The organism is Brevibacterium sediminis, from assembly GCF_024895295.1.
Classification (GTDB): domain Bacteria; phylum Actinomycetota; class Actinomycetes; order Actinomycetales; family Brevibacteriaceae; genus Brevibacterium; species Brevibacterium sediminis.
Window position 1 is genome coordinate 1 of the sequence record NZ_JAHQRN010000001.1, and the last position, 11,318, is coordinate 11,318.

Sequence of the window (11,318 nt, forward strand, 5' to 3'; positions counted from 1 at the left end):
GTGTGCATTCGTGTGTGTTCACGTGTGGGTGGGATGCCCGGTGCTTATTACTACCTGACGGGGGTACTGCTACCTGGCGCGAGGTAGCTGGGCCCCCGACAGGTAGTAATAGTGAGGAAGGTTCGGAAGGCTTCGGCGCCGGTGACTTGTAGGTCACTGTCTGTGTGGACGTAGTCCTCGGCGCGGAGCACCATGCGGTGTTCGGTCAGGACCGTGCCGTTCTGACCGACAGCGCTTCGATCACCATTGGGGGAGTAGCCGAGCTTCTCCGATACCCGCCGGCTGGCGTCATTGCCGTCGAAGTATGCTGTGTCGAATCGTGCGGCACCGAAGTATCTGGTGAAGGCTTCGATGATCATCCTTCGCATTCTGGTGCCGTATCCGCAGCCCTGTTCAGGCAGCGCCAACCATGATCCTGTCGAGACTGTCCTCGTGAGTGGAAACCGACGTCCGGTCACACCCTGAACTCCGATGGCGCGGCCATTGACCCTGACCGTGAACTCGATCGTCCACTCATCTACGGTGAAGTTCGCTCTAGTGGACCAGTGGTATTGAGCGAGGCTTCGTGCTACCTGCTCATCGGTGCCCGAGTCCCAATTGACGAGGAAGGCTTCGATTCCATCACGTCTCACTCCGCCTCGCGCGATCTGTGCGAGTTCCGGAATATCGGCCTCTCTTACGGGTGAGAGTTCCATATCATCTGATCGCAGATGAAGTGCGAACGGCGGCCAGATCTCCGAGATGTCCATGTGCCTTGTGCCCATTCTTTCGTGTTCAGTGGCCCTGGAACTGCGCGGAAGACTTATATCCCACTTGAAGTGACCGGACAGCGCTGTCCATTATCTGGTCGCTCGGATTGTTGTTATACGGGTCACGGTATGTTTGTGCGCATGAGTCTACATCCATCACTGCAGCCAATCTTCGACACAGTGCTCCAACGTAACCCTGGAGAGTCGGAGTTTCACCAAGCGGTACAGGAAGTTCTCTATTCCCTGGGCCCCGTCGTGGACAAGCACCCCGAATACCTGGAACTCTCCGCGCTCGAGCGGCTCTGCGAGCCCGAACGCCAGATCATCTTCCGGGTTCCCTGGATCGATGACTCCGGAGTCGTGCAGATCAACCGCGCCTTCCGCGTGCAGTTCAACTCGGCTCTCGGCCCCTACAAGGGCGGTCTGCGGTTCCACCCCTCGGTGAACCTCGGCATCGTCAAGTTCCTCGGTTTCGAGCAGATCTTCAAGAACGCCATCACCGGCCTGCCCATCGGCGGCGGCAAAGGCGGATCTGACTTCGACCCGAAGGGCCGCAGCGACCGCGAAGTCATGCGGTTCTGCCAGTCGTTCATGACCGAGCTGTACCGTCACATCGGTGAGTATCGCGATGTGCCCGCGGGTGACATCGGCGTCGGTGGTCGGGAGATCGGTTACCTCTTCGGCCAGTACAAGCGCATGACGAACTCCTATGAAGCAGGTGTGCTCACCGGCAAGGGACTGTCCTACGGCGGTTCCATGGTCCGTACCGAAGCCACCGGCTTCGGCGTCGTGTACTTCCTCAAGGACATGCTCGCCGCCGCGAAGAAGAACATCGACGGTCGCACTGTCTCGATCTCCGGTTCGGGAAATGTCGCAGTATTCGCCGCAGAGAAGGTCACGGCCTTCGGCGGCACCGTCATCACGATGTCCGACTCGGCCGGCTTCATCCATGACCCGGACGGAATCGACACCGAACTCGTCAAGCGCATCAAGTTCGAAGAGCGGGGACGCATCTCCGAATACGTGGAGCAGCGCGGGGGACGCGCGACCTACCACGAGGGTGGAAACGTCTGGGACGTCGAGGTCGACGTCGCACTGCCATGTGCGACTCAGAACGAGCTCGACGGGGACTCGGCTGCGACTCTGGTCAAGAACGGAGTTATCGCCCTCGCCGAAGGCGCGAACATGCCCTGCACGCCGGAAGCCGTGAAGATCTTCTCCGAGGCCGGCGTCCTCTTCGCCCCCGGCAAGGCCGCAAACGCCGGCGGTGTCGCGACCAGTGCGCTCGAAATGCAGCAGAACGCCAGCCGCGACTCGTGGGACTTCGACTTCACCGAGGCGCGCCTGGCCGAGATCATGGGCGATGTCCACGACAGCTGCGCGGCTGCGGCCGACGAGTTCGGCCAGCCCGGAGACTACGTCGCCGGTGCCAACATCGCAGGTTTCATCCGCGTTTCCGAGGCAATGCTCGCCCAGGGAGTCGTCTGATCGTCTGGTCCATCGGCGGCCGGGCGACCAAAGCGCCTGTGCACAGCCGACAGGACGGTCGCGATCAGCGCTGACAGCCGAGGCTGACAACCCAAACGACAAGACAGGCTCTGCTCAGAACCCGTGAACTTCTCCACGAAGCCGTCGGTCCTGAGCAGAGCCTCTGTCGTACGCTGTGAGCCCGCGATCGACCCCGATAGCTGTGTCCTGCCTGTCGGTCCGTGTCGACCGTGCTGGGTGGGTTCGTGATCAGGGACCGGTCAGAGCCAGACGAGAAGGTCAGCGCTTTCCGATGGTTCCGTAGCCTTTTCGCCAACGCAGCAGGGGACGACTCGTTCCCGCATCGGCGCCCGCGCCCATGGACACGACCTCCCCGACGACGAGATTGTGGGTCGCAACCTCGAGCACCTCGGTGAGCTTGAGTTCGAACCAGGCGATTGCCTCGGTGAGCACCGGCTGTCCGGCATGAGGGGCGGGAAAAGTGTCGATGCCTTTGAGCGATCCGTACAGTGGTTGGCCCGAAGCGCCGAGGCGTTCGGAGATGTCGCGCTGGTCGGAGTTGAGCAGCGAGATCGCAAAGTGGGAACTCGTCTCCAGAGTCTCCATCATCCGAGAGCCGGAATAGACGCTGACGGCCATCGTCGGGGGATCGTACGACACGTCGAGAAACGAATCGACGGTGATCGCATGCAGGGCACTGCCACGGGTAGCGGAGACCACGGCGACCGCCGCAGCGATGTCGTCGCTGAGCTCGCGGTAGCGTTCTGTGAGGGAATCGTCGTAGGCCTGGTCCATGACTCTCATTCTAGGGAACTACAATGGAGCCATGACCATTCCAGCTTCAGGCGGTTCAGCAACGATCGAGCGCGAGCAGTCCGAGCAGCTAGTCGAGCCCGGCGATCACGAGCGCTTCAGCCACTACGCGCCCAAGGACAAGATCATGGAGTCCATGGTGACCGGGACTCCGCTGATCGCCTTGTGCGGAAAGGTGTGGGTCCCCACGCGCGACCCCGAGCGGTTCCCGATCTGCCCCAAGTGCAAAGAGATCTACGAGACGATGTCCGAAGGACCGCAGGAGTAGATGTCCGCGGATCGTCTCCCAACAGCACCAGGGACCTCCGCGGCAGAACAGCTTCCACCGGCATTCCCCGAGCGCGCAGCATGGGGAACGGCGGGAAAGCTGCGTGCCTGGCAGGCTGAGGCTCTCGAACTCTACTTCCAGAAGCAGCCCAAGGACTTCCTCGCGGTCGCGACCCCAGGAGCAGGTAAGACCACCTTCGCTCTGCGGCTGGCGGCCGAACTGCTGGCCCAGCGAGTCGTCAACCGTGTCACAGTCGTCGCTCCCACCGAACACCTCAAGGTGCAGTGGGCCGACTCGGCAGCACGCGTGGGCATCAAGCTCGACCCGCACTTCAAGAACTCCCAGGGCAAACACGCACCCGGCTACCACGGAGTGGCTCTGACCTACGCGCAGGTCGCTGCCAAACCCGTTCTCCACCACAACCGGACGGCCGCCGGCCGCACTCTGGTCATCCTCGACGAGGTCCACCACGGAGGTGACGCCCTGTCGTGGGGCGATGCCGTGCGAGAGGCCTTCGGCCCCGCGGTCCGTCGGCTGTCCCTGACCGGAACACCGTTCCGTTCCGACACCTCACCGATCCCATTCGTCACCTACGCACCCGACGAGAACGGCATCCGCACCTCGGTGGCGGACTATTCGTACGGCTACGGTCGAGCGCTCAAGGACTCCGTCGTCCGCCCCGTCCTCTTCCTCGCCTACGCCGGCGCCATGACCTGGCGGACCAAGGCCGGCGACGAGATGTCGCACGTCCTGGGCGAGGAGACGACGAAGGACATCAACTCGCAGGCCTGGCGCACGGCCCTCGACCCGAAGGGCGACTGGATCCCGGCGGTCCTCAAAGCCGCAGATATGCGATTGACCGAGGTCCGACGCACCGTCCACGACGCCGGCGGCCTCGTCATCGCCACCGACCAAGAGGCGGCCCGAGCCTACGCCAAACGACTGCACGAGATCACCGGTGAGAAGCCGACCGTTGTGCTCTCCGATGAAGCGGGGGCCTCGGAGCGGATCGAACAGTTCCAGAACTCGACCGACCGGTGGATGGTCGCCGTGCGGATGGTCTCCGAAGGCGTCGACGTTCCCCGATTGTGTGTCGGCGTCTACGCGACCTCCTCGTCGACGCCGCTGTTCTTCGCGCAGGCCATCGGGCGCTTCGTGCGTGCCCGCAAACGCGGCGAGACCGCCTCGGTGTTCCTGCCCTCGGTGCCCGTGCTGCTGGCCCTGGCGAACTCGATGGAAGCCGAACGCGATCATGCCCTCGATCGCCCGAAGAACGAGGACGAGAACGATGTCGTCGTCTTCGACGATCAGGCCATGGAGCAGGCGAACCGCAACGAGGGCGCCTCGTCGGACCAGCTCGGCTCCTTCGAAGCCCTCGGCGCCGAAGCCCTGTTCGACCGTGTCCTCTACGACGGCGGTGAATTCGGCACCGGCGGAGCCATCGGCTCCGAGGATGAACTCGACTTCATCGGCATCCCCGGCCTGCTCGAACCCGATCAGGTGCGTGAGCTGCTGAGCACTCAGCAGGCCCGGCAGGCGAAGCGCAAGACCGCGGCGGCTCCTCCGGCCCCTGAGACGGAGACGAGCGAGCTCGAGCACCGAGCGATGAAGGAAGAGCGCAACCAGCTCCAGAGCCTCGTGGGCGCTTGGTCCAGACGTACCGGAACGCCGCACCAGAACGTTCACGTCGAACTGCGCAAGGCATGTGGGGGACCGGCCGTCGCTCAAGCCACGCGGGAGCAGATCCAGGCTCGGATCAAGAAGCTGCAGGGCTGGTTCGTCGGCAAGAAGTGAGCACCGGATGTCGGCAGGGGAGACCCTGTCGGCATGAGGCTGACGAAGCCGCCGAGGCAGACGCACTGTCTGCCTCGGCGGCTTCGTCGATTCGCGGTGGGCCGGGTGCGGATCAGGCGGAGTAGAACACGGTGGGAATGGCGGGCTCGCCGTCCTGCAGGCGCCTGGCCGAACGCGGCAGCTCCGCCAAAGACTCGTCATGTCGGGCGCAGGCCTTCTTCACTCCTGCCGCGCCGATGAACGACTCATCGACCTCACCGTCGACGACGAGATCGACGCTGAGCCGACGGCCTTCGCCGAGATCATCGGGCAGGCTCGGAATGCCGACGGCTTCCTCCACGGCGATCGGACCGTCGATGAGGCGCAGCGCTTCCTTGTGTCCGCCGCGTGAGGGCTTGCCGGAGGAGTTCTTGGCCACCGAGGTCCATTCGCCGGCCTCATCGGCACGAGCCACGAGCTTGTACACCAGGCCGGCGGCCGGGGCACCTGAACCGGTGACCACCCGCGTGCCGACACCGTAGGAGTCGACGGGGGAGGCGGCCAATGCGGCGATCGCATACTCGTCGAGATCGCTCGTGACGGTGATCGTCGTGTCGCGGGCGCCGAGGCGGTCAAGGCTCTCGCGCACCTCACTGGCCTGTTCGATGAGATCGCCGGAATCGATGCGCACTCCGCCGAGGTTCGGCCCGGCCAGCTCGATCGCCGTGGTCAGCGCCTCCTCGACGTCATAGGTGTCCAGGAGCAGAGTCGTATCGGTGCCGAGCGACTTCAGCTGAGCGGCGAAGGCCTCCCGCTCGGAATCGTGGAGTAGGGTGAACGAGTGGGCCGAGGTGCCGATCGTGCGCAGACCGTACTGCAGACCGGCGGCCAGGTTCGACGTCGAGGCGAAGCCGCCGATGACCGCTGCCCGAGCCGCAGCCACGGCCGCATGCTCGTTCGTGCGTCGCCCGCCCATCTCCGCGCAGGGGCGATCGCCGGCCGCCTGAGCCATTCGGGACGCCGCCGAGGCGACCGCACAGTCATAGTTCATCGCCGAGAGGATGAGCGTCTCCAAGATGACGCCCTCGGCGAACGTCGATTCGATCGTCAACAGCGGTGAGCCGGGGAAGTAGATCTCCCCTTCTGCATAACCGCGGATATTGCCGGAGAACCGATAGTCGGCCAACCAGTCGATGGTGCGCTTGTCGACGATGTTCTCCCTGCTGAGGAACGAGAGCTCGGCATCGTCGAAGCGGAAGTCGCGGATCATCTCGAGGATCCGACCGGTGCCGGCGACGACACCGTAGCGGCGACCTGCGGGAAGGCTGCGGCCGAACACCTCGAAGAGGCTCTTCCGGTGAGCGGCACCGGATTCCAGGGCCGCCTGCACCATCGTCAATTCGTACTGATCCGTGAAGAAAGCCGTCGAATCGGTCCGTGTGAGATCACTCATAGGCGCGATCTTACGTCACGACAGCGTCAGTGTTCTGCCGTATGGTGGAAACGTGAGCAACCCAACGACACCAGTCCTGGAGCCGGAGGTCGACGTCCGACCCTCCGAGAACCTGGCCAAGCCCTGGCGGACCGTGGTCTTCAACGACCCGGTCAACCTCATGAGCTATGTCAGCTTCGTGTTCCAGACCTACTTCGGCTACTCCGAGGAGAAAGCCCACTCACTCATGCTCGAAGTCCATGAGAACGGGCGCTCCGTCGTTGCCACCGGAGGCCGCGAAGCCATGGAACGAGACACCCAAGCGATGCACGAATACGGCCTGTGGGCCGCGTGCCAACCCGATTCAGGATCCGACTGACACATGGCCGCTATCGACGCACGAGGGGACGATGTCGTCCTCACCCTGCAAGACAACGAACGCTCGCTCATGCTCACGGTGTTCACCGATCTTGCGGCTCTGCTGGCCGAAGACAGCGACAGCGATGACGACCGTCCGGACTCGGAGAACTGGGAAGCCCGGCTCGGACTCGTCGACCGTCCCCGTCCGGAGGACCCGGCGCTGCTGCGGCTGCTGCCCGACGTCGATCCCGAGGACGATGAGCGTTCAGCGGAGTTCCGCCGCCTCACCGAGTTCGATCTCAAACAGGCCAAAGCGCACAATGTGCGCATCGTGCTGCTGGGACTGAGCAAGGGCAATGACATCTCCCTGACACGGGACGAGGTGCTCGCCTGGATGAAGGGCCTCAACGATCTGCGACTCGTCCTCGCTGTCCGCCTCGGGATCGACACCGAGGAGGCGCAGGAGGAGAAGTACGCCCGCCGTGAGGACCTCTCCGAATCCGAAGACCTCACCCTGACCCTGTACGACTTCCTGACGTGGATTCAGGACCGACTGACGACGACCTTGCTCGACCAGACGCAAGGGGATGACGAGATATGAGACTCACCGCAATCGGCACCGCAGGCTCCTTCCCGGGGCGCGGCGCCCTCGCCAGCTGCTACCTCATCGAAACCGATGAGGACACACCCACTCGCATCATCCTCGACCTCGGGTCCGGTGCGCTCAGCCCCCTGCAGGAGACGGTCGACACCGATCGTCTCTCCGGAATCGTGCTCAGCCACCTCCATCCGGATCACTGCATGGATATGACCGGCCTCTACGTCAAACACTGCTTCGACCCGAAGTTCTTCAACGGCGACATCTCCGACACGGGAACGATCCGCACGCGCACTCCGGTGTTCGCGCCGGCCGGTGCGAAGGAACGCCTGTCCAGGGCCTATTACACGGATCCCGGAAAGTCCCCGGTGGCCAACGGGGGAGACGACTCGGACTTCGACCACGCCTTCGAATTCACCGACATCGACCACGGCAGTCGTCACCAGATCGGCTCCCTGACCATCGAATCCTTCCTCGTCGACCACCCCGTCGAGGCCTATGCTCTGCGGATCACGGATGCGGCCGGCAGGGTCATCACGTATTCGGGCGACAGCGATGAGTGCGACAACCTCGTCGCAGCGGCGAAAGACGCCGACCTCTTCCTCTGCGAAGCCGCTTTCCAGGAAGACCGCGACACTGCGCGCGGCATCCACCTCACCGGCAAGCGCGCCGGGCGAGTGGCGCAGAACGCCGCGGCGTCCGCGCTCGTGCTCACCCACATCCCGGTCTGGACAGACTGCTCCATCGTTCGCGGTGAGGCGGCCGGGGAGTACCGTGGACCCATCGAGCTGGCGAAGCCCGGAGCCACCTGGACAGTGTGAGCCGGCGACGATCGCCGGCGACCAGCAGACACCACCACCGAGACGAAAGAGGCAGACAGTGCGAGCAGACGGCCGTGCAGCAGACGAACTCCGTGAAGTCCGGATCACTCCGGACTGGATCAATACAGCCGAAGGGTCCGCGCTGGTGGAATTCGGCAACACCCGCGTCCTCTGCGCGGCCTCACTGACCGAAGGCGTGCCCCGTTGGCTCAAGGGCCAGGGCCGCGGCTGGGTCACCGCCGAATACGCCATGCTCCCGCGCGCCACCGATTCCCGCAGCACCCGCGAATCGGTCAAGGGCAAACAGGGCGGACGCACTCACGAGATCTCCCGTCTCATCGGCCGCAGCCTGCGCGCCGTCATCGACATGGACAAGCTCGGAGAGAACACCCTCGTCCTCGACTGCGACGTCCTCCAGGCCGACGGCGGCACCCGCACTGCCTCGATCACCGGTGCCTACGTTGCGCTGGCGAAGGCCATCGACAAGGGGCGCTCGACCGGGCTGATCCCCGCCGCCCACCAGCCGCTCATCGACTCAGTGGCGGCCGTCAGCGTCGGCATCATCGACGGAGAACCCCTCCTCGACCTGCCGTACGTCGAAGACTCCCGCGCCGAGACGGACATGAACGTCGTCATGACCGGGTCCGGAAAGTTCATCGAAGTCCAGGGCACCGCGGAGGGCGCACCGTTCGACCGCGATGAGCTCGGCAAACTGCTCGACCTCGCCGGCCACGGGTGCACCGAACTCACCCGCATCCAGTCCGAAGTGCTCGCCGGATGACGACCTTCGTCCTCGCCACTCACAACGAGGGCAAGAAGCGCGAGCTGCTGACCATCCTCGGGCCCGTCCTCGGTGCTGACACCCAGGTGCTCACCGCCGCCGAGGCGGGACTCGGCGATGTCGCCGAAACCGGAGTCACGTTCACCGAGAACGCGCTCATCAAGGCGCGTGCCGCGGCCGCTGCGACAGGGCACACCGCCATCGCCGACGACTCGGGAATCAGCGTCGACGTGCTCGGCGGTGCACCGGGCATCTTCTCCGCTCGCTGGTCCGGCCGGCACGGAGACGATCGTGCGAACCTCGAACTCCTGCTCGCTCAGCTGGGCGACATCGCGGCCGAACACCGCGGAGCGCAGTTCCGCTGCGCGGCGGCCGCTGTGACCGCCGACGGACGTGAGTTCACCGCCGAAGGAGTCATGCCCGGGCGCCTGGCCACCGAACCCAAGGGCGAGAACGGCTTCGGATATGACCCGATCTTCGTCCCCGAGGGTTCCGAACTCAGTGCCGCCGAGATGACGCCTGAGGAGAAGAACTCACGCTCCCACCGCCGATTCGCCTTCGACGCACTGGCCGCGATTCTCGCCGACGAATCGAATCTCTGAACCTCCTCCTCGAAACGCTCAGCATCTGAACGCAGCCGCCTCACCAGCTGAGAACTTCGGATACACTGACGATGCTTGAGTGTTGGCGAACGACCCTCTTCGTGGTCGGCGAAATCGAGGAGAACAATGAAGACTCCGCGCATCATGACGTGGGTGGCGGCAGCGGCCGCCACGAGCCTGCTGATCACAGGCTGTTCGGCCGGAGCCTCCGACACCGGAGGCGATGCGCAGAAGAAGGACTCGATGACGATTGCCTTCACCGCCGAACCGGTCAACCTCGACTTCACCTCCACCTCGGGAGTCGCCATTCCCGAAGCGCTGATGGAGAACGTCTACGAATCGCTCGTCCGGTTGGACGGCGAGGGGGAGATCCAGCCCGCACTGGCCAAGGACTGGACACTGTCCGATGACCGCAAGACCTACACCTTCGAACTCCAGGATGGTGTGAAGTTCTCTAACGGTGCGGACTTCACCAGCGAAGACGTCAAGTACTCCTATGAACGAGTGCAGAAGGACTGGAAGAACGCGCTGAAGTCGAAAATGGACATCGTCGAGTCCATCGAGACCCCGGACGACTCCACCGTCACGATCGAACTGAAGAAACCGTCGAACACCTGGCTGTTCAACCTCACCAGCCTCGTCGGAGCCGTCTTCGACACCGAAGGCACCGACGACCTGGCGAACGAAGCCGTCGGCACCGGTCCCTTCGCGATCGAGAAATTCACACGCGGACAGTCCATCGACTTCGCCGCCCGCGACGACTACTGGGGCGAGAAGCCGTCCCTGAACTCGGTCCAGTTCAAATACTTCAAAGACGCGGTTTCGGCCTCGAACGCCCTGAAGTCCGGAGAGATCGACCTCGTCTCCAACCTCCAGGCCCCCGAACTGGCCGGAGAGTTCCAAAGCGACGACTATCAGATCGTCTCCGGCACTACGAACGGCGAAGTCGTGCTGTCGATGAACAACGCCGAGGGCATCTTCAAAGACAAGAAGGCCCGTGAAGCCGTGATGCATGCGATCGACCGCAAGGCCGTCCTCGACACGGCCTGGGCGGGCTACGGCGAGCTCATCGGCTCGATGGTTCCCCCGACCGACCCGTACTACGAAGACCTCACCGGGGTGTGGAAGTACGATCCGAAGAAGGCCAAACAGCTCGTCGACGAAGCCGGGATCAAAGGCGAGGAATTCGCCTTCACCGTGCCGAATCTGCCGTACGCGAAGGCGATCTCCGAGATCGTCTCCGCGCAGCTCGAAGAGGTCGGACTCAAGGCGAAGATCTCGACTCAGGAGTTCCCCGCCGTGTGGTTGGACAAGACCTTCACCGAACACGACTACGACATGTCGGTGATCAACCACGCAGAACCGCGCGACATCCTCACCGTGTTCTCGAAGGACTACTACATCGGCTACGACGATTCGACGATCAAGGAGCTGGCAGACAAAGCCGATACCGGAACCGAAGACGAGTACATCTCGGGAATGAAGAAGATCGCGCGGACGATCACCGAGGATGCCGCCTCGGACTTCCTGTTCCTGTTCCCGAATCTCGTCATCGCCAAGTCCGGAGTCGAGGGGATACCCGCCAACCGCGTCTCCGACGCATTCAAGATCGCCGACCTCAGCTGGTCCTGAC

At 63.8% G+C, this 11,318-nt stretch carries 12 protein-coding genes; 9 read left to right on the forward strand and 3 right to left on the reverse strand.

Annotated features, from left to right (window positions below):
• Window positions 1-50: 50 nt before the first annotated feature.
• The gene (locus KTJ89_RS00005; protein ID WP_310650264.1) at window positions 51-764 is read right to left on the reverse strand and encodes a GNAT family N-acetyltransferase; all 714 of its coding nucleotides are present in this window, start codon (window positions 762-764) and stop codon (window positions 51-53) included.
• A 126-nt stretch (window positions 765-890) separates the two neighbouring features.
• On the opposite strand from KTJ89_RS00005, the gene gdhA reads away from it, so the two are divergent.
• Window positions 891-2,237 carry an NADP-specific glutamate dehydrogenase gene (gene gdhA / locus KTJ89_RS00010; RefSeq protein ID WP_139907317.1) on the forward strand — a complete coding sequence of 449 codons (1,347 nt, stop codon included), beginning with the start codon at window positions 891-893 and terminating at the stop codon, window positions 2,235-2,237.
• Window positions 2,238-2,516: 279 nt separating this feature from the next.
• Here gdhA and KTJ89_RS00015 read toward each other — a convergent pair whose 3' ends face one another.
• Window positions 2,517-3,032: a flavin reductase family protein gene (locus tag KTJ89_RS00015; protein ID WP_139907318.1), complete on the reverse strand. Its 516-nt coding sequence runs from the start codon at window positions 3,030-3,032 to the stop codon at window positions 2,517-2,519.
• Window positions 3,033-3,063: 31 nt separating this feature from the next.
• On the opposite strand from KTJ89_RS00015, the gene KTJ89_RS00020 reads away from it, so the two are divergent.
• Window positions 3,064-3,318, forward strand: coding sequence for a DUF3039 domain-containing protein (locus KTJ89_RS00020; protein ID WP_035320920.1), 255 nt, complete (start codon window positions 3,064-3,066; stop codon window positions 3,316-3,318).
• Window positions 3,319-5,112, forward strand: coding sequence for a DEAD/DEAH box helicase (locus tag KTJ89_RS00025; protein ID WP_139469693.1), 1,794 nt, complete (start codon window positions 3,319-3,321; stop codon window positions 5,110-5,112).
• A 112-nt stretch (window positions 5,113-5,224) separates the two neighbouring features.
• Here KTJ89_RS00025 and KTJ89_RS00030 read toward each other — a convergent pair whose 3' ends face one another.
• Complete coding sequence (locus KTJ89_RS00030; RefSeq protein WP_139907319.1) at window positions 5,225-6,544, reverse strand: nicotinate phosphoribosyltransferase; 1,320 nt, start codon at window positions 6,542-6,544, stop codon at window positions 5,225-5,227.
• Between the two features lie 52 nt (window positions 6,545-6,596).
• Here KTJ89_RS00030 and clpS point away from each other — a divergent pair, with 52 nt between their 5' ends.
• The 6 genes from clpS (at window position 6,597) to KTJ89_RS00060 (ending at window position 11,317) form a co-directional block, all read left to right on the forward strand.
• Window positions 6,597-6,902 (forward strand): ATP-dependent Clp protease adapter ClpS, encoded by a 306-nt coding sequence (clpS, locus tag KTJ89_RS00035; protein ID WP_101545203.1) that lies wholly within the window; start codon window positions 6,597-6,599, stop codon window positions 6,900-6,902.
• Window positions 6,903-6,905: 3 nt separating this feature from the next.
• Window positions 6,906-7,484 carry a DUF2017 family protein gene (locus KTJ89_RS00040; RefSeq protein ID WP_259356535.1) on the forward strand — a complete coding sequence of 193 codons (579 nt, stop codon included), beginning with the start codon at window positions 6,906-6,908 and terminating at the stop codon, window positions 7,482-7,484.
• Window positions 7,481-8,302 (forward strand): MBL fold metallo-hydrolase, encoded by an 822-nt coding sequence (locus tag KTJ89_RS00045; RefSeq protein WP_259356536.1) that lies wholly within the window; start codon window positions 7,481-7,483, stop codon window positions 8,300-8,302. Before KTJ89_RS00040 ends, KTJ89_RS00045 begins: the two co-directional genes overlap by 4 nt.
• 58 nt (window positions 8,303-8,360) lie before the next feature.
• Window positions 8,361-9,083 carry a ribonuclease PH gene (gene rph / locus KTJ89_RS00050; protein ID WP_139469689.1) on the forward strand — a complete coding sequence of 241 codons (723 nt, stop codon included), beginning with the start codon at window positions 8,361-8,363 and terminating at the stop codon, window positions 9,081-9,083.
• Window positions 9,080-9,685, forward strand: coding sequence for an RdgB/HAM1 family non-canonical purine NTP pyrophosphatase (rdgB, locus tag KTJ89_RS00055; RefSeq protein ID WP_139469688.1), 606 nt, complete (start codon window positions 9,080-9,082; stop codon window positions 9,683-9,685). Before rph ends, rdgB begins: the two co-directional genes overlap by 4 nt.
• A gap of 126 nt (window positions 9,686-9,811) precedes the next feature.
• A complete protein-coding gene (locus KTJ89_RS00060; protein ID WP_259356537.1) occupies window positions 9,812-11,317 on the forward strand; it encodes an ABC transporter substrate-binding protein in 1,506 nt (501 codons plus the stop codon).
• Window position 11,318: the final 1 nt, after the last annotated feature.

What these genes read in the sequence shown, in the direction of transcription:
- KTJ89_RS00030 (WP_139907319.1), bottom strand. Translation starts at nt 6,544, where the DNA reads ATGAGTGATCTCACACGGACCGATTCGACGGCTTTCTTCACGGATCAG.
- rdgB (WP_139469688.1), top strand. Translation starts at nt 9,080, where the DNA reads ATGACGACCTTCGTCCTCGCCACTCACAACGAGGGCAAGAAGCGCGAG.
- KTJ89_RS00045 (WP_259356536.1), top strand. Translation starts at nt 7,481, where the DNA reads ATGAGACTCACCGCAATCGGCACCGCAGGCTCCTTCCCGGGGCGCGGC.
- KTJ89_RS00015 (WP_139907318.1), bottom strand. Translation starts at nt 3,032, where the DNA reads ATGGACCAGGCCTACGACGATTCCCTCACAGAACGCTACCGCGAGCTC.
- KTJ89_RS00040 (WP_259356535.1), top strand. Translation starts at nt 6,906, where the DNA reads ATGGCCGCTATCGACGCACGAGGGGACGATGTCGTCCTCACCCTGCAA.
- KTJ89_RS00060 (WP_259356537.1), top strand. Translation starts at nt 9,812, where the DNA reads ATGAAGACTCCGCGCATCATGACGTGGGTGGCGGCAGCGGCCGCCACG.
- KTJ89_RS00020 (WP_035320920.1), top strand. Translation starts at nt 3,064, where the DNA reads ATGACCATTCCAGCTTCAGGCGGTTCAGCAACGATCGAGCGCGAGCAG.
- KTJ89_RS00025 (WP_139469693.1), top strand. Translation starts at nt 3,319, where the DNA reads ATGTCCGCGGATCGTCTCCCAACAGCACCAGGGACCTCCGCGGCAGAA.
- gdhA (WP_139907317.1), top strand. Translation starts at nt 891, where the DNA reads ATGAGTCTACATCCATCACTGCAGCCAATCTTCGACACAGTGCTCCAA.
- KTJ89_RS00005 (WP_310650264.1), bottom strand. Translation starts at nt 764, where the DNA reads ATGGGCACAAGGCACATGGACATCTCGGAGATCTGGCCGCCGTTCGCA.